Raw genomic sequence first — 16,481 nt, 5'->3', positions numbered from 1 at the left:
TTGCGGCGAAAACCGCGCAGCGAATTATAATGCGGCCAATGGAAAACCCTACCGAATTCGTCCACTGGCTGCGCTCTGTCGCGCCGTATATCCACGCCTTTCGCGGCAAGACCTTCGTGATCGCCTTCCCCGGCGAACTGGTGGCGGCCGGCGCCCTGCCCGTGCTGGCGCACGACCTGTCGCTGCTGCACGCGCTGGGCATCAAGGTCGTCGTCGTGTACGGCTCGCGGCCGCAGGTCGCCGAGCAACTGGCCCTGCGTAACGTCGCGGGCCGCTTCCACAACGGCATCCGCGTCACCGATACCGCCGCGATGGAATGCGCGAAGGAAGCGGCCGGCGAACTGCGCCTGGACATCGAGGCCGCGTTCAGCCAGGGCTTGCCGAACACGCCGATGTCGAATGCGGCGATCCGCATCATCTCCGGCAATTTCGTCACGGCGCGCCCGCTGGGCGTGATCGACGGCGTCGACCTGGAACTGACCGGCGTCACCCGGAAAGTCGATGCCGAGACCATCCACTCCATCCTCGGCACCGGCGGCCTGATCCTGCTGTCGCCGCTGGGCTTCTCCCCCACCGGCGAGGCGTTCAACCTGACGATGGAGGACGTGGCCGTCTCCGCCGCCGTGGCGCTGCACGCGGATAAACTCATCTTCATCACGGAGACGGAGATGATGCGCGACGCGGCCGGCACCGACATCCGCGAGCTGTCGTCGCACCAGGCCGAGGCCGTGCTGCAGGCGGGCTTCCTGGCGCCCGAGACGGCGTTCTACCTGCAGCATGCCGTCAAGGCCTGCAACAGCGGCGTGGAGCGCTCGCACATCGTGCCGTTCGCGATGGACGGTTCGGCCATGCTGGAACTGTTCACCCACGATGGCGTGGGCACGATGATCAGCCACGAGAACCTGGAAAGCCTGCGACCTGCCACAATTGAGGACGTCGGCGGGATTATCAAGCTGATCGAACCGCTGGAAGCGGATGGCACGCTGGTCAAGCGGGGCCGCGAGCTGATCGAGCGCGAGATCAATTATTTTTCCGTCATCGAGCACGATGGCGTGATCTTCGGCTGCGCCGCGCTGTATCCGTTCCCTGAAGAAAAAATGGCGGAAATGGCTTGCCTGACCGTCAACCCGGAAGTGCAGGCGCAGGGTGACGGCGAACGCATCCTGAAGCACCTGGAAAACCGCGCGCGCGCCTCCGGCATCACCAGGCTGTTCGTGCTGACGACGCGCACGGCGCACTGGTTCATCAAGCGCGGCTTCGTGCCGGCCACGGTGGATGCGCTGCCGAAGGACCGGCAACGCATGTACAACTGGCAGCGCAAGTCCCAGGTGCTGGTGAAGACCTTATAATCTCTCTTTTGCAAAAATCACAGGAGCACCCGCGATGGCCCGTACCGTCCACTGCATCAAACTGAACAAGGAAGCCGAAGGCCTGGACTTCCCACCTTATCCGGGTGAACTGGGCAAGAAGATCTATGAATCCGTGTCGAAGGAAGCGTGGGCCGCATGGCTCAAGCACCAGACGATGCTGGTCAACGAGAACCGCCTGAACCTGGCGGACGTGCGCGCCCGCAAGTACCTGGCGGCGCAGATGGAGAAACACTTCTTCGGCGAAGGCGCCGACCAGGCGATGGGCTACGTGCCGCCACCGGCCTGAGCTTTCCGATCCTGCAACGGAAAACGGCGCCGCGGCGCCGCTTTTTTGTTGCCCGCGAATTGGAGGCTGTCCCCGATTTGAAATTGGGGACAGCCTCCGATAGCGTTGTTGCTTCAAAACAGGGGTCTGTCCCGGGTTTTTTATTTGGCGGCGTTGACGATGACGTTGCTGACGTCAGGGAAGGCCAGCGCGCCCGTGGCGCGGTTGAACAGGCCGGACTGGTGGTTGTCCGGGTAGCCGTTGTCCCAGTACATCGGCACCAGGCCCCGGGTGTAGGCGGCGCGGGTGATGTACTGGTTCCAGTACTTGCGCTGGGTGCCGGCGGCGTCGTATTCGCTGCGCTGGATCGCCGCGTACTCGCCCAGGATCACGGGCACGCCCTTGTCGATGAAGCGCTGCTTCATCTTCTGGAACTGGCCGTCCGCATACGGCTCGTTGGCCCAGCCGGATGGATTCGCGGCCTGGCCCCACTGCCAGCTGCCCGAGTTGGCGTCCAGCGTGAAGTCGTACGGGTCGTAGTAATGCACCTCCATCATCATCCGGCTGGCCACGGTGTCGGTGGGCAGCGTGGCGTTGCAGCTGTTGGCGTAGTCGATATTGGTGTTGAACCCCTGTACGACGAGGTGCCGTTTGGCGTTGTTGCCGCCGGTGGCGCGCACCGTGTTGACGAACACCTGGTTGAAACCGCGCTGCACCTCGCAATACTCGGCCGTGGGCGCGTTGTAGTCGCCGTCCACCATCACCTCGTTGGTGCCGGCGAACAGCAGCGTGTCGTCGTGGTTGCGGAAGTTGTTGGCGATCTGGGTCCAGAACTTCGCCAGCCGCGCGTTGGCTTCCTGCTGGCGGGCATAGGTCGGCTGCAGCCAGCCGCCGTCCCAGTGCACGTTGATCATGGCGACCAGGCCCGCGTTGTGGGCGTAGTTGACGACTTCCGTCACCCGCGCCATCCACTGCGGGCTGATATTGTCGTTCGCGTCGGCGTATTGTTTCCACGACACGGGAATGCGCACGCTCCTGAATCCCGCCGCCTTGACGCCGTTGAACAGCGCCTGCGTGGCCAGCGCGTTGCCCCAGGCCCCTTCGTTGAAGTTGGTGCTGCCCCACACGTAGGTGCCGCCGATCGACTCCAGCGCATTGCCCAGGTTCCAGCCCGGCGCCATCGTCGCCGCCAGTTGCGTGCCGGTCAGGTTGCGCATGACGCCCACCCGTACCGCCTTCGCCGAGCCGGAATTGAAGCTGCCGCTACCCGTCGTGAACTTGATCCAGTACCAGTAGACGCGGCCCGCGACGGCGCCGCTGTCCGTGTAACCGGCCGTGGTGCCACCCAGCTGGGCGATGCGGGTACGGCCCGCCACGTCGCTGTCGGTGTCGCGGTAGACCTGCACGGCGCTGACCGTGCCGCTGGTGGTCCAGCTGAGCTGGACGCCGCTGCCGGAGCCGCTGGCGCTCAGGCAGACGGTGGCGCCGCCGCCGCTGCCGCAACTCTGGGCGTAAGCCAGCGGCGTGGCGCTGACGGCCAGCGCGATCAGGGTCCTCGATAGCAATGCACTCATCTTGTTTTGCCTTTCATGAAGGGCCCGGCACGGTGTCTCCTCCGCGCTCGGGCGTTGGGGAAGCGCTGCGGCTATTCTGGGAGGACGTGCGGGGGCCGGCAATTGCGAAAATCGCGGGTGGGGGGTATCAAATTGCGGGGTTCGGCTGCGGGTGAAACCGGGGACATGGTGCTGGCCTGCATGTCAGCACCGCTAGGCAGGCGACGAGCATGCTCCTCGAAACCCCTGCTGCACTCCCCCTGCTAACGGGGCACCGGCGCGCACTGCCGCAATTCGCAGCGGGCGACGAACGTGCGCCCGTTGTCGCAGCGCATGCGGTAGACCTCGACGGGACCCGGCTCGGTGACGAGGCCGGCCCCTGCCCGCTCGTGCAGCCGGCCTGGCGGGCCAGGCGCTCGACGGTGGCGGACGACACGCCCGAGCGGAACGGCACCGTCTCGATCGGCGTGCCTTCATGCATGGGGCCGCTCGCGGTGACGACCGGCGTGGCCGGTGCCATCGCCAGCGGGGCCGGCGCCTTGGCGGCACAGCCGGCCAGCAAGACCAGCACGGACCAGGCCAGGCGCCGCACGATCAATACTCCAGCTTGCGCACGCCGTCCGCCGTGCCCAGCAGGCAGACATCAGCGCCGCGCGCGGCAAACAGGCCGACGGCGACGACGCCGACGATCGCATTGATCTGCGTCTCCAGCGCCACCGGATCGGTAATCGACAGCCCGGCCACGTCGATCAGGTTGCCGCCGTTGTCCGTCACGAACGCTTCGTCCGAGCTGGCCTTGGTGCGCACCTTCGGCTGGCCGCCCAGCGCTGCCAGGCGGCGCATGACGGCATTGCGGGCCATCGGCAGCACCTCGACCGGCAGGGCGAACTTGCCCAGCGTCTCGACCAGCTTGGAGCCGTCGGCGATGCAGACGAACCGCCGCGACACGGAAGCGACGATCTTCTCGCGCGTCAGCGCCGCGCCGCCGCCCTTGATCATGGCGCCCTGGGCGTTGATCTCGTCGGCACCGTCGATGTAGACGGCGATCGACTCGACGTCGTTCAGGTCGAACACGGGGATGCCGTGGCCGGCCAGGCGCGCGGCGGTCGCTTCCGACGACGCCACGGTGCCCTTGATGCGGTGCTTGATCTTGGCCAGCTCGTCGATGAAGAAGTTGGCGGTCGAGCCGGTGCCGACCCCGATGATTTCGCCGTCGACGACGTAGTCGATGGCGGCGCGGGCGGTGGCTTGTTTCAGTTCGTCTTGGGTCATAATGGCAAGAAAAGTGGGAAGAAGCGGAATCGGACGCCATTTTACCAGCGTCCCCTGCCCCTCCCCGGTGCGCGGGGGCGACGGGGCGGCGACCGTTGTGCGAAAATGGTGCCAGACAAGCCACCCGCCACCCGAAGAAGAAGCCAAATGTCGAACACAACCGCGAACACCACCGCGCACACCACCGTACTGATCGTCGACGACAGCCGCGTTTCCCGCCTGGTCACGCGGCAGCACATCCTGGCGCGCCACGCCGACTGGACCATCGCCGAAGCGGCCAACGGCGAGGATGCGCTGGCGCAGGCGCCCACGCTGCAGCCGCAACTGGTGCTGCTGGACGTGAACATGCCCGGCATGGGCGGCGTCGCCGCGGCCGAACAGCTGCGCAAGCTGCTGCCGGACGCGCACATCTCCCTGCTGACGGCGAACGTGCAGGATGCGACCCGCCAGCGCGCCCAGGACCTGGGCATCGGCTTCATGGAGAAGCCTGTCACCGAAGAGCGCATCGCCCGCCTGATCGCGCCGCTGGAAGGCTGACATGGTCGAACTGTCCGAACTGGAGCACGATGCCCTCGTCGAGATCTTCAATATCGGCGTGGGCCAGGCCGCGGCCGCGATGAGCGGCATCGTCGGCGAGGAAGTGACGATGTCGGTACCGTCGATCACGTTCCTGTCGCGCAGCGAAGCGGCCCAGCTGCTGGAGCAGGCGCACCGCAGGAACGGCGCGGCGACCGGCGCGGCCGGGCCGCAAGCGCGCATCTGCGGCGTCAGCCAGCATTACGAGGGTGCGTTCCAGACGGAAGCCATCCTGATGTTCCCGGAGGATAAAAGCCTGGAAATCGTCCGGCTGATGGTGGGCGAAAGCGTACCGCTGGCCGAGCTGACGGAGATGGAACAGGAGGCGATGAGCGAGATCGGCAACATCATCCTCAATTCCTGCGTCGGCACCTTGGCCAACCTGTTCCAGCACGAGCTGCACGGCTCCCTGCCCGTCTACCAGGTGGGCAGCGGCGACGAGATCCTGGATGCCACCGGCAGCCGCGCCGAGACGGTCGTCATGATGCTGCACATCGACTTCATCCTGGAAAAGCACCAGATCCACGGCTACGTGGCGTTCATCCTCGACGTGACCGCGCTGCACGACCTGAAACAGCAGATCGAGAACTACCTGGCCCGCGCGATGGGGCAGCATTGACAGCATGACGGACACCGTTCGCCTGGAATTACTGGAAAGCGTGCTGGAAGCGGTCAGCGTCGGCACGATCGTGCTCGATGCCGCCGGCCGCGTGGTGTTGTGGAACAAGTGGATGAGTCGCCATTCCGGCTGCGCCACCCATGAGGCGCTGGGCAGCGACTTGTTCGAGCTGTTGCCCGAGCTGCGCGGCACGCGCGTGCACGCCGCCGTCACGCAGGCGCTGCAGAACAATTTTTCGTCGCTGCTGTCGCAGACCCTGAACCGTTCGCCCTTCCCCCTGTTTTCCAATCCCGCGGCCCAGGCCCGTGGCGAACGGATGCAGCAGGCTGTCGCCGTCACGCCGCTGACGGTGGCGGGCGCGCGCCATTGCCTGATCCAGCTGTCCGATGTCAGCCTCGCGGCCGGGCGCGAAAAGCTGCTGCGCGAGCAGACCGAATTGCTGCGCATGCAGACGTTCTCGGACGGCCTGACCGGCATCGCCAACCGGCGCGCGTTCGACGTGGCCATCGATCGCGAGGTGCGGCGCGCCAAGCGGGGCGGCGGCAAGGTATCGCTCCTGATGATCGACATCGACTACTTCAAGCCCTACAACGACCACTACGGCCACCAGCAGGGCGACCAGTGCCTGATCCAGGTGTCCAGCGCCCTGCAGGCGCTGCTGCAGCGCTCCGTCGACATGCTGGCCCGCTATGGCGGCGAGGAGTTCGCCGTGATCCTGCCCGACAACGACCTGCAACAGGCCATGCAGATGGCGCGCACCTTGCACGCGCGCGTGCTGGCGCTGGCCCTGCCGCACGAATACGCGGGCGGGCCGGCCAAGCAGGTCACCGTCAGCATCGGCGTCGCCACGCTGGCGACGGACCGCCATGCCGAGGTGCCGGCGCTGATCGGCGCGGCCGACCACGCGCTGTATGACGCCAAGCGGCAAGGCCGTAACCGCATCGTGGCGGCCCCGCCGGAATTGCTGTAATCGTCGTTGCAGGGATCAGCTGGGCGCCGGTACTTTCCGGTACGTGCTAGGCTGTAACCATCGAGACGCGCGCCATGCGCTGTCCCGGCCGCGCCCCGCGCGGCCCTGTCCACCATCCCATGCAACGAGCGCGCCGGCGTCCCCGCCGACCGCCGCGCGCCGCATACAGAAAAGGAAACGACCATGCTGACCAGGACCGACCTGCCCGTGAAAGCCGAACCCGTCCGCCTGCGACGGGACATGACCCTCGAAGACGCCTACCGTCGCATCGGCATGAACTGCCTGCGCCAGGTCCGGGCCAACCAGGCCGGCGCGCAGCACCGCTCCGTCGAGAGCCTGCACCAGATGCGCGTGGGCCTGCGCCGGCTGCGCGCCGCGCTGGACCTGTTCGATAACCTCGTCGCGCTGCCCGCACCGCTGCGCGAAGGCCTGGACGCGCTGGCGCAGCAGCTGGGCACCACGCGCGACTGGGACGTGCTGGCCACCAGCACGCTTGCCGGGTTCGATGCCGCGGGCCCGGCCGCCGCGCAGATCGCGCCGCTGCAGGATGCCGCGCGCGAACGCTCGGCGCGCAGCCACACGGCACTGGCGGCCGCGCTGCAAGCGCCGGTCCATGACCAGCTGCTGGCGGAAATGGAAGACTGGTTCGAACAGCGCCGCTGGCGCGACGATCCCGCATTCGATGCCGGCGCGCTGGAACGCAAGGCCGCACGAGGCGCCATTCCATTGCTGGCGCATGCCCAGCGCCGGCTGCGCAAGCGCGCCAAGGGACTCGATCTGGAAGGCGGCGCGCCCGCCGCGCCACAGCCGGAAGCACTGGCGGAGGGCACCGTGCCAGCCGAGGTACCGGCGGCTGGCGCCGACGCCGCCCATGCGCGCCACCGCGTGCGCATCGCGGCCAAGAAGGCACGCTACGCGGCGGAGTTCTTCCAGTCGGTGCTGCCGGGCCGGAAGACGAAGCGCTACATCGCCAGCCTGTCGGCGCTGCAGGACCGGCTGGGCGAACTGAACGACCTGGCCGTGGCCGAAGGGCTGCTGGCGCAGCTGGGCGAACATCCTGGCCGCAACGGCATCGCGCGCGAACACATCTCGTTCGCCCGGGGCTACGCCGCCGCCCGCTCCGCCGCCGGCGTCCAGGCGCTGCGCAAGCCGATCAAGCGGCTGGTCAAGTACAAGCCGGTGCAGGCCTGAAGTCGTAAAGGGTCTGTCCCCGCAGGGGACTGACCCTGAAGTTGTGTTCCGCTTCAGCGACCTGCAGGCAAACTTCGGGGTCAGTCCCGCAGGGACAGACCCCAATGCATCAGCGCACCAGCTGGGCCAAAATCTCCCGGTCGATCGCCTTCAGCGCCACCGTCTTCTCGACGCCGCCGCGCTTGACCGCCTCCTTCGGCATGCCATACACGACGCAGCTTTCCTCGTCCTGCGCCACGGTGCGGGCGCCCGCCTTGCGCATTTCCAGCAGGCCGGCCGCGCCATCGTCGCCCATGCCCGTCATGATCACGCCCAGCGCGTTGGCGCCCGCGTTGCGGGCCACGGAGCGGAACAGCACGTCCACCGAGGGCCGGTGCCGGTTCACCAGCGGGCCGTCGATCACGTCCACGAAATACTGCGCGCCTTCGCGGCGCAGCAGCATGTGGCGCCCCCCTGGCGCGATCAGCGCGAGGCCAGGCGACACACGGTCGTTGTGGCGCGCCTCCGCCACCCGGATCTGGCACACCTTGTCGAGGCGCTCCGCGAACGCCGCCGTGAATTTTTCCGGCATGTGCTGCACGATGACGATGCCCGGCGTGACTGCCGGCAGCGCCGTCAGCACCTCTTCGAGCGCCTGCGTGCCACCCGTGGACGTGCCGATGGCAACGATGCGCTCGGTCGTCTGCAGCGGCGGGCGCGCGTCGCCGGCGGCCGGCAGGATCGCGTCCGCCGTCAGCTTGACCGGCGCCTGCAGCGGCACGGCGGCGACGGCGGCGCGGGCGGCCAGCCGTTTGACGTTGGCCTGCGCGGCCGCGCGCACGGCGGCGATCAGTTCGTCGCCGCTCTCGGTCAGGAACTCCTTCAATCCCAGGCGCGGCTTGGTGATGACGGCCACGGCACCGGCGGCCATGGCCGCCACGGTCGTCTCGGCGCCCCGCTCCGTCTGCGTCGAGCAGATCACCACGGGCGTGGGCCGCTCGGCCATGATCTTGCGCAGGAACGTGATGCCGTCCATGCGCGGCATCTCCACGTCCAGCACGATCACGTCGGGCCAGTGATGCTTCATGCGTTCGATCGCCAGCAGCGGATCGGCGACCGCATGCAGCAGGTGGATGCCGGGGGCGGACTGCAGCAGCGCGCCAACCACCTTGCGCACCACCGCCGAATCGTCCACCACCAGCACGCCGATACTGTTCTGCATGGCCTTATGCCGCCTTGCGGTACACGGACGGGATCACGGGACGCACGGCATCGCTGATCTCGTTCAGGGTTTCCGAGTGGCCGATGATGAAGTGGCCGCCCGGCTTCAATTGCGAGGTGACGCGCGCGACGACCTGGCGCTTGGTGTCGCCATTAAAGTAGATCATCACGTTGCGCAGGAAGATCACGTCGAACTGGCCCAGGTCCGGCAAGGCCGTGTTCAGGTTGACGTGACGGTACTGCACGCGGCCGCGCAGCGCGCGCTCGACCAGCATCGTGCCCTGCTGCTCAGCGATGCCCTTCAGGCAGAAGCGGCGCAGGTACGCCGGCGGCACGTGCGCGGCACGCTCCATCGGGTAGTGGCCCGTGCGGGCGCGCTCCAGCACGCGCGTGCTGATGTCCGAACCCAGCACTTCCCAAGCCGCGTTGCCCAGCACGTCGGCCAGCACCATCGCGATACTGTACGGTTCCTCGCCGGACGAGCAGGCCGCGCTCCACACGCGGAACGGTGCACCGGCACGCAGGTTCGGCCGGGCCGCCTCGGCGGCCGACTTGAGCAGCTCGAAGTGGCGCGCCTCGCGGAAGAAATAGGTTTCGTTCGTCGTCAACAGGTCGACGGCGATCTGCACCTCTTCCTTGTGGCTGCCGCTCGACAGCATGCCGAAGTAGGCCTCGTAGCTGGCCATGCCATGATGCGCGAGCCGCTTGGCGAGGCGACCGCTGACCAGTGCCTTCTTCGCATCCGACATCGTGATGCCGGCGATGTCGAAGATGAAGCGCTGGAACTGCGCGAATTCGCGCTCGCTGATGGGATACGCGCTCATGCCGTCGCCCTCAGGCCGCCGTCGTGTCGGCAGCCGCCAGTTCGGGCAGCGTCGCCAGCGCATCGAGCGCCAGCACATGGTCGACGTTGAGCAGGATGACGAACTTGCCGTTCAACTTGCCCATGCCGGCGATGAAGTCGCCCCGGATGCGCGTACCGAACGACGGCGCCGGCTCGATCTCGCTGGCCGCGATGTCCAGCACCGCGCTGACGGCGTCGACGACGACGCCCGTCACCTGCCGCTCACCGTCGCTTTCCGTCTCGACGATGACGATGCAGGTGCGCTTGCCCGGCACGGCCAGCGGCCGGCCGAAGCGGGCCGCCAGGTCCATCACGGGGACGACGGCGCCGCGCAGGTTGATGACGCCGCGGATACAGTCCGGCATCATCGGCACTTCCGTGATACCCGAAAACTCGATGATTTCCTTGACGGCCATGATGCGAATGGCGAAGGCCTCGCCGCCCAGCATGAACGTCAGGTACTGCGCGCTGTCGCCCGATGCCGAGGCCGGGGCTTGCGTTTGCATATGCTTCATTTGCGTTATTCCGCTCAGAATTTCGTGAAGTTCGCTTCGTCCGGGTCGCCGTGCAGCGCGAAGCCGTCCGCCAGCTTCAGCGTGTTGCGGCGTGCGGGGCCGCGCACCGGCTGCATGCGGCGCGCCGCCACTGCCAGCGCAGTGCGGGGGCCTTCCAGGTGGAAGAAGCCGATCGCCTGCTGCAACTGCTCGGCCTGGCTGCTCATCTCCTCCGCCGTCGCCGCCAGTTCCTCGGAGCTGGAGGCGTTCTGCTGGGTGCCCTGGCTCATCTGGCCAACGGCCGCATTGATCTGGCCGACACCGGCCGACTGCTCTTCCGACGCGGCCGTGATTTCCTGCACCAGGTCCGAGGTCCTGCGGATGTTCGGCACCATCTCGTCCAGCAGCGCGCCAGCCCGCTCGGCCAGTTGCACGCTGTTGCTGGCGACTTCGCCGATTTCCTGCGCCGCCACCTGGCTGCGCTCGGCCAGCTTGCGCACCTCGGCCGCCACCACGGCGAAGCCCTTGCCGTGTTCGCCGGCACGTGCCGCTTCGATGGCCGCGTTCAGCGCCAGCAGGTTGGTCTGGTAGGCGATGTCGTCGATGATGCCGATCTGCTTGGCGATCTGCTTCATCGCCGAGACGGTCGCCTTGACCGCTTCGCCGCCCTCGGCCGCTTCCTTGGCGGCCTTGGACGCCATGCCGTCGGTGACGCGGGCGTTCTCGGTGTTCTGCGAGATCGACGCCGTCATCTGTTCCAGCGAAGCGCTGGTCTCTTCCACGCTGGCGGCCTGCTCGGAAGCGGCCTGCGACAGCGACTGCGCCGTCGCGCTGACTTCCTCGGAGGCCGAGGCCAGCGACACCGCGCTGGCGCTGACGTCGCCGACCACGGCGGCCAGCTTGTCCATCGTGCTGTTCGAGTAGTCCTTGAGCTGGCCGAACGCGCCGTCGTAGTGCTTGTCGATGCGCTTGGTCAGGTCGCCCTCGGCCAGTGCGGCCATCACGCGCACCACGTCGGCGATGCTGGCGCCCGTCGTGGCCACCAGCTGGTTCAGGCCATCGGCCATCTCCTTCTGGAAGCCCTGCATGCCGTCCGTATCGACGCGGGTATCGAAGTTGCCATGGTTGGCGGCGTCGATGACGGCGCGCTGGCCTTCGATGACCTTGCGCAGCTTGGCCACCATCTCGTTGACGGCGTACAGCATGCTGGAACGATCGCCGCGGCGCAGGTGCGCGCTGGCCGACAGGTCGCCCGCCGAGATGCGCTTGACCAGTTCGGCCGCATAGGCGGGTTCGCCGCCGATCAGGCGCGTGACGGCGTACATGATCCACAGCCCCATCGCGATGCCCATCAGGATCGCGATCGTACCCAGCGTGATCTGCTGGGTGTGGGCGGTCGCATAGGCTTCCTCGGCTTCCTTGCCGGAGGCTTCCATCGCCGCGTCCTGGTGCACGATCATCTTCTCGATCGACTCCATGTAGGCGGCCTGGATGCCTTCCATCTGGCTGATGAGCAGCGCGCGCGCTTCGTCGCGCCGGCCTTCGCCGACCAGGCGCAGGAACTGGTCCTGCACGACCTTGTAGCGTTCACGGTGTTCCTGTGCCACGCGCAAGGTCTCGCGCCCCTTGGCCGATGCGACCAGTTGTTCGAGCTTGTTGAAGTGCTCGCGCAGTTCGACGCGGTTGGCCTCGACGGTGGCAAGCTCGCGGCGCGCTTTCTCGGCATCGTCGAAGATGACGAGGTTGCGCATCGCGATCGCAATCGTGTGGATATTGCCGATCAGCGCGTAGCTGTGCACCACTTTCGGATACTTGTCGGTGACGAGCTCCTCGACGTTCTGGCTGACGCTGCCGATACTGCGCAGTCCCAACAGGACCATCCCGATCAGCAGCAGGCTGACCGTGCCGAAAGCGATCGCCAGGCGCACGCTGAGTTTGAGGTTACGGAACATTGCATTCTCCAGGCGGCTCCAGCCGCCAATGGTTTAATCGGATCAGAAGCGGGTGAAGCTGGCTTCGTCGGGTGCGCCTTGGCTGGCGAACACCGGCTTGGTCAACGCCAGGCCGGGGCGTTTTTTTGCGGCCACGTTACGCGCGGCTGCGGGCGGTACATTCTTGCGCGGCGCAGTGCCGTCGCCATTCATGCGGAAGAACGCCATCATCTGTTGCAACTGCTCGGCCTGGCTGCTCATCTCTTCGGCCGTCGCCGCCAGCTCTTCGGAGCTGGACGCGTTCTGCTGCGTCGTCTGGCTCATCTGGCCGACGGCCGCGTTGATCTGGCCGACACCGGCCGACTGCTCTTCCGACGCGGCCGTGATTTCCTGCACCAGGTCGGAGGTCTTGCGGATGTTCGGTACCATCTCGTCCAGCAGCGCGCCGGCCCGTTCGGCCAGCTCCACGCTGGACGTCGCCACTTCGCCGATTTCCTGCGCCGCCACCTGGCTGCGCTCGGCCAGCTTGCGCACCTCGGCCGCGACCACGGCGAAGCCCTTGCCATGTTCACCGGCACGCGCCGCCTCGATGGCCGCGTTCAGCGCCAGCAGGTTGGTCTGGTAGGCGATGTCGTCGATGATGCCGATCTGCTTGGCGATCTGCTTCATTGCCGTGACCGTGGCCTTGACGGCTTCGCCGCCCTCGGCCGCCTCGTTGGCGGCCTTGCCGGCCATGCCGTCGGTGACGCGGGCATTCTCCGTGTTCTGCGAGATCGACGCCGTCATCTGTTCCAGCGAAGCGCTGGTCTCTTCCACGCCGGCGGCCTGCTCGGAAGCGGCCTGCGACAACGCCTGCGCCGTGGCGCTGACTTCCTCGGAGGCGGAGGCCAGCGACTGTGCGCTGCCGTTCACTTCCCGCACGACCTGCGTCAGCCGGGCGATCATGTTGCGCATCGCGTCCAGCAGCTGGCCCGCTTCGTCGCGCGACTGGCCCGTCACCGTCACCGTCAGGTCGCCGGCAGCCAGGCTGTCGGCCACCTGCACGGCCTGGCGCAGCGGCCGGGTGATCGACAGCGTGATCGACACGGCCACCACCGTTGCCAGCAGAGCCGCCACCGCGGCCACGATCAGCATCAGCGAACGCGTCTCCTGGTAGGTGTCATCGGCCAGCTTCGATTGCGCCTGCATCAGCGTATCCTGGTAGTCGCCCAGCGTCTCGAGCGCTCCGCCGAACTGCGTATTGGTCGCCAGGAAATCGCTCTTGAGGTATTCCGTGGCCAGCTTGCGGTCGGTGCGTTCCAGCTGGAAGAATTTTTCGTACTTCGGCTCGAGCGCGACACGATTGTCGGCAATGGCCTTGAACAGCCCGCGGCCCTTCTCGGTCACGAGCATCTTCTCGACCTGCGCCATCTGCGTGACGATGGCAGCGCGGTTGTTTTCGATGATCTTGCGGAACTTCGCGCTTTCCTCGTCGCTCGACGACAGCAGCATGGCGCGCATCTGGCGGCCGTTGTCGATGCTGGCGCGGATCATGTCCTTGGCCAGCACGACCTTCGGATACGCGTTGCCCGTGATCTGGTGCGTCGCTTCGTTCAAGGCCCCCATGCGCTGCATGGCGAACACGACCAGCGCGACCAGCAGCGCGACGATGGCACCGAACGCCAGGGCAAGGCGGATACCGATTCTCAGATTTTTAAGCACGATGGCTCCCAACTATTCAACGATTGAAAACAGACTATGCGGTTACGGCGGCGATCTCGTGTTCGACGCCGCTCATCAGCGCCGCCATGTCGAGAATCAGCGCCACGTCCCCGTTGCCGAGGATCGACGAGCCGCTCAGGAAGCGCACGCCGGAAAACACTTTGCCCAGCGGCTTGATGACCGTCTGGAATTCGCCCAGCAGGCTGTCCACCACCAGCCCTGCCTTGCGGCCGCCGTAGCGCACCACCACGATGCTCTGGCGCCGCGCTGGCGCGCCCTCGACGTCGAAGCGCTCGCGCAGCCGTACGAACGGCAGCGCCTGGCCTCGCAGGTCGATGTAGTCGCGCGTCGGGTCGTCGCGGAACTCCACGCATTCCTCGACCATGTCCATCGGGATGACGAACACGGACTTGCCAAGGCCCACCTGGAAACCGTTGATGATCGCCAGCGTCAGCGGCAGGCGCACGGCCACCGTGGTGCCGACGCCTTCCGTGCTGGAGATTTCCACGCTGCCGCGCAGCGCCACGATGTTGCGCTTGACGACGTCCATGCCGACGCCGCGCCCGGACAGGTTGGTCACCTGCTCCGCCGTCGAGAAGCCCGGCTCGAAGATCAGGCCGAAGATCTCCTTGTCCGACAAGGTGCGGCCCGGTTCTACCAGGCCGCGCTCGATGGCCTTGGCCAGGATCCGGTCTTTCTTCAAACCGCCGCCGTCGTCGCTGACCTCGATGACGATGCTGCCGGAGTCGTGGTAGGCGTTCAGCGCGACGCAGCCCTGCGCCGGCTTGCCGCGCGCGGCGCGCACGTCCGCCGGCTCGATGCCGTGGTCCATCGCGTTGCGCACGAGGTGCGTGAGCGGATCGCCGATCTTCTCGACGACCGTCTTGTCCAGCTCCGCATCCTCGCCCGACAGCTCGAGGCGGATGTCCTTGCCGATCTCGCGCGACAGGTCGTGCACGACGCGCTGGAAGCGGTTGAACGTGGCGCCGATCTTCACCATGCGCAATTGCAGGGCGCTGTCGCGTACTTCCTCGACGAGGCCCGACAGCGTGGACGTGCATTCCAGCAGTTCCGGAATCTGCGTGCGCCGCGCGATCAGGTTGGCACCGGCACCGGCAATGATCAATTCGCCCACCAGGTTGATCAGGCGATCGAGCTTGTCGGCATCGACGCGCACCGAACGGCTTTCCTGGCGCGGTTCGTTGGCCTGCTTCTGCTTCGACAGCGCCGCCTCCAGCACCGGGGCGCGCACGGCACCCTGGTCCACCAGGATCTTGCCCAGCGGTGCCGCCTGGGCGCCGCCGGCGCTTTGTACGGCCAACGCCTGTGCCAGCTCGTGCGCCGTGATGCTGCCGCTGCGCACCAGCATCTCGCCCAGGAGGCTGCGCTGCTCCGGCAGGTCGTCGATCAGTTGCACGTATTCCGACACCTTGGTGCGCGGCGGCAGGATGCGGATCTGGCAGTCGTCGCGCACGAAGTCGAAGACCTCGTCGATGGCCGCCTTGTCGGCCACCGTCAACAGGCCGATCTCGAAGCCCAGGTAGCAGGACTCGGCATCGAATTCCTCGGCGGTAGGCATGACATCGTCCAGCAATGCGATGTCCGTGATCTCGCCCATCTGTCCCAGGTAGCGCAGGAACGACAGCGGGTCCATGCCGTTGCGCAGCACGTCGCGGCCGAAACGCAGCGAAATGTGCCACTGTTCCGCAGCGGCCGGCAGCGCGGCAGCGGCTTCCGACGACGTCTTCGGTGCGGCCTTGGCGCTGTCGCCCAGGTAGGCCTGCAGGCGCGCGGACAGGGGCGCGCCCTGCTGCGTCAGTTCGTCGTTGCCCGCCAGCGCGCCCGCTTCCACCGCGTCCACCAGGGCGCCGATATGGTCGCAGCAGGCCAGCAGCAGCGCGACCAGGTCGTCGGTGACGGGCACGCTGCCGGCGCGCACCTTATCGAGCACGCTTTCGGCCACGTGGGTGAAGTCGACCACGGCATCGAGGCCGAACATGCCGGCCGAACCCTTGATCGTGTGCGCCGCGCGGAAGATGGCGTTGACGGCTTCGTCGCCCTCCTCCGCCACGTTCAGCAAGCCGTGCTCCATCGCCTCGAGCAGGTCGCGGCTCTCGGCGATGAAGGTCTGGATCAGTTGGTCGAGATTCATGCTGCGTCTCCTTGCAGGCGCGCCTTCAGGCCGGTGAGGTTCAGCACCTCGCGCACGGCCGGGCTGTGGGCCACCAGTTGCAGCGGATGCCCCTGGCGCTGCGCTTCGCGGCGCGCCATCAGCAGCAACTGCACACCGGCGCTGTCGAACTCCGTCACCTGGGACAAGTCCAGCGCCAGCGCGCGTGCGTCGGCCGTGGCCTGGCGCAGCGCGTCGAACAGTACGTCCTTCAGCTCTGCGGCCCGGTAAATCGTCATCTCGCCTTCGATGCAAAGGGCTGCAAGAGCCCCTTGGCTCGCCGCGCCAATATCGCCTGTCGTCATCGCTTACTCCCCGGCCGGTG

15 protein-coding genes are annotated in these 16,481 nt (G+C 67.0%); 6 read left to right on the top strand and 9 right to left on the bottom strand.

The genetic code is table 11. The annotated features are described in order from the left end of the window. Positions 1-38 precede the first annotated feature (38 nt). Together argA and PX653_RS00395 are read left to right on the top strand one after the other, a co-directional pair. Positions 39-1,349 carry an amino-acid N-acetyltransferase gene (gene argA, locus PX653_RS00400; protein WP_277415996.1) on the top strand — a complete coding sequence of 437 codons (1,311 nt, stop codon included), beginning with the start codon at positions 39-41 and terminating at the stop codon, positions 1,347-1,349. Positions 1,350-1,383: 34 nt separating this feature from the next. Further along, positions 1,384-1,656 carry an oxidative damage protection protein gene (locus PX653_RS00395; protein ID WP_107143414.1) on the top strand — a complete coding sequence of 91 codons (273 nt, stop codon included), beginning with the start codon at positions 1,384-1,386 and terminating at the stop codon, positions 1,654-1,656. Positions 1,657-1,796: 140 nt separating this feature from the next. On the opposite strand, the gene PX653_RS00390 is transcribed toward PX653_RS00395, so the two are convergent. Together PX653_RS00390 and rpiA are read right to left on the bottom strand one after the other, a co-directional pair. Then, complete coding sequence (locus tag PX653_RS00390; protein ID WP_277415995.1) at positions 1,797-3,209, bottom strand: glycoside hydrolase family 5 protein; 1,413 nt, start codon at positions 3,207-3,209, stop codon at positions 1,797-1,799. A gap of 573 nt (positions 3,210-3,782) precedes the next feature. Continuing rightward, complete coding sequence (gene rpiA, locus PX653_RS00385) at positions 3,783-4,460, bottom strand: ribose-5-phosphate isomerase RpiA (protein ID WP_277415994.1); 678 nt, start codon at positions 4,458-4,460, stop codon at positions 3,783-3,785. A gap of 147 nt (positions 4,461-4,607) precedes the next feature. Between rpiA and PX653_RS00380 the strand changes: the two genes are divergently transcribed. The 4 genes from PX653_RS00380 to PX653_RS00365 all read left to right on the top strand — a co-directional run bounded on the left by PX653_RS00380 (position 4,608) and on the right by PX653_RS00365 (position 7,816). After that, a complete protein-coding gene (locus PX653_RS00380; RefSeq protein ID WP_277415993.1) occupies positions 4,608-4,997 on the top strand; it encodes a response regulator transcription factor in 390 nt (129 codons plus the stop codon). Position 4,998: 1 nt separating this feature from the next. Further along, positions 4,999-5,655, top strand: a complete 657-nt coding sequence (locus PX653_RS00375) for a chemotaxis protein CheC (RefSeq protein ID WP_277415992.1) — start codon at positions 4,999-5,001, stop codon at positions 5,653-5,655. 4 nt (positions 5,656-5,659) lie between these two features. After that, a complete protein-coding gene (locus PX653_RS00370; protein ID WP_277415991.1) occupies positions 5,660-6,625 on the top strand; it encodes a sensor domain-containing diguanylate cyclase in 966 nt (321 codons plus the stop codon). A 183-nt stretch (positions 6,626-6,808) separates the two neighbouring features. Then, positions 6,809-7,816 carry a CHAD domain-containing protein gene (locus PX653_RS00365; RefSeq protein WP_277415990.1) on the top strand — a complete coding sequence of 336 codons (1,008 nt, stop codon included), beginning with the start codon at positions 6,809-6,811 and terminating at the stop codon, positions 7,814-7,816. A gap of 109 nt (positions 7,817-7,925) precedes the next feature. Here the strand turns inward: PX653_RS00365 and PX653_RS00360 are convergent, their stop codons facing one another. Genes PX653_RS00360 through PX653_RS00330 form a run of 7 tightly spaced genes read right to left on the bottom strand, consistent with a single transcriptional unit; the run spans position 7,926 to position 16,461 of the window. Continuing rightward, positions 7,926-9,017, bottom strand: a complete 1,092-nt coding sequence (locus tag PX653_RS00360) for a protein-glutamate methylesterase/protein-glutamine glutaminase (protein WP_277415989.1) — start codon at positions 9,015-9,017, stop codon at positions 7,926-7,928. A gap of 4 nt (positions 9,018-9,021) precedes the next feature. After that, positions 9,022-9,840 carry a CheR family methyltransferase gene (locus PX653_RS00355; RefSeq protein ID WP_277415988.1) on the bottom strand — a complete coding sequence of 273 codons (819 nt, stop codon included), beginning with the start codon at positions 9,838-9,840 and terminating at the stop codon, positions 9,022-9,024. A 10-nt stretch (positions 9,841-9,850) separates the two neighbouring features. Continuing rightward, positions 9,851-10,375, bottom strand: coding sequence for a chemotaxis protein CheW (locus PX653_RS00350; protein ID WP_277415987.1), 525 nt, complete (start codon positions 10,373-10,375; stop codon positions 9,851-9,853). 14 nt (positions 10,376-10,389) lie between these two features. After that, the gene (locus PX653_RS00345; RefSeq protein WP_277415986.1) at positions 10,390-12,306 is read right to left on the bottom strand and encodes a methyl-accepting chemotaxis protein; all 1,917 of its coding nucleotides are present in this window, start codon (positions 12,304-12,306) and stop codon (positions 10,390-10,392) included. A gap of 42 nt (positions 12,307-12,348) precedes the next feature. Next, positions 12,349-13,986 (bottom strand): methyl-accepting chemotaxis protein, encoded by a 1,638-nt coding sequence (locus PX653_RS00340; protein WP_277415985.1) that lies wholly within the window; start codon positions 13,984-13,986, stop codon positions 12,349-12,351. Between the two features lie 34 nt (positions 13,987-14,020). After that, on the bottom strand, positions 14,021-16,138 hold the full coding sequence (locus tag PX653_RS00335; RefSeq protein WP_277415984.1) for a chemotaxis protein CheA: 2,118 nt from the start codon (positions 16,136-16,138) through the stop codon (positions 14,021-14,023). Continuing rightward, positions 16,135-16,461, bottom strand: a complete 327-nt coding sequence (locus PX653_RS00330; protein ID WP_443094347.1) for an STAS domain-containing protein — start codon at positions 16,459-16,461, stop codon at positions 16,135-16,137. Before PX653_RS00330 ends, PX653_RS00335 begins: the two co-directional genes overlap by 4 nt. Positions 16,462-16,481: the final 20 nt, after the last annotated feature.

This window comes from Pseudoduganella chitinolytica (assembly GCF_029028125.1).
GTDB lineage: Bacteria > Pseudomonadota > Gammaproteobacteria > Burkholderiales > Burkholderiaceae_D > Rugamonas > Rugamonas chitinolytica.
This window is presented reverse-complemented; position numbering and strand designations above follow the sequence as displayed.

Bases quoted from the DNA above. Each gene is read 5' to 3' on its own strand.
- PX653_RS00395 (WP_107143414.1), top strand. From the start codon at position 1,384: ATGGCCCGTACCGTCCACTGCATCAAACTGAACAAGGAAGCCGAAGGC.
- PX653_RS00375 (WP_277415992.1), top strand. From the start codon at position 4,999: ATGGTCGAACTGTCCGAACTGGAGCACGATGCCCTCGTCGAGATCTTC.
- PX653_RS00390 (WP_277415995.1), bottom strand. From the start codon at position 3,209: ATGAGTGCATTGCTATCGAGGACCCTGATCGCGCTGGCCGTCAGCGCC.
- rpiA (WP_277415994.1), bottom strand. From the start codon at position 4,460: ATGACCCAAGACGAACTGAAACAAGCCACCGCCCGCGCCGCCATCGAC.
- PX653_RS00350 (WP_277415987.1), bottom strand. From the start codon at position 10,375: ATGAAGCATATGCAAACGCAAGCCCCGGCCTCGGCATCGGGCGACAGC.
- argA (WP_277415996.1), top strand. From the start codon at position 39: ATGGAAAACCCTACCGAATTCGTCCACTGGCTGCGCTCTGTCGCGCCG.
- PX653_RS00345 (WP_277415986.1), bottom strand. From the start codon at position 12,306: ATGTTCCGTAACCTCAAACTCAGCGTGCGCCTGGCGATCGCTTTCGGC.
- PX653_RS00370 (WP_277415991.1), top strand. From the start codon at position 5,660: ATGACGGACACCGTTCGCCTGGAATTACTGGAAAGCGTGCTGGAAGCG.
- PX653_RS00355 (WP_277415988.1), bottom strand. From the start codon at position 9,840: ATGAGCGCGTATCCCATCAGCGAGCGCGAATTCGCGCAGTTCCAGCGC.
- PX653_RS00330 (WP_443094347.1), bottom strand. From the start codon at position 16,461: ATGACGACAGGCGATATTGGCGCGGCGAGCCAAGGGGCTCTTGCAGCC.
- PX653_RS00335 (WP_277415984.1), bottom strand. From the start codon at position 16,138: ATGAATCTCGACCAACTGATCCAGACCTTCATCGCCGAGAGCCGCGAC.
- PX653_RS00360 (WP_277415989.1), bottom strand. From the start codon at position 9,017: ATGCAGAACAGTATCGGCGTGCTGGTGGTGGACGATTCGGCGGTGGTG.
- PX653_RS00365 (WP_277415990.1), top strand. From the start codon at position 6,809: ATGCTGACCAGGACCGACCTGCCCGTGAAAGCCGAACCCGTCCGCCTG.
- PX653_RS00380 (WP_277415993.1), top strand. From the start codon at position 4,608: ATGTCGAACACAACCGCGAACACCACCGCGCACACCACCGTACTGATC.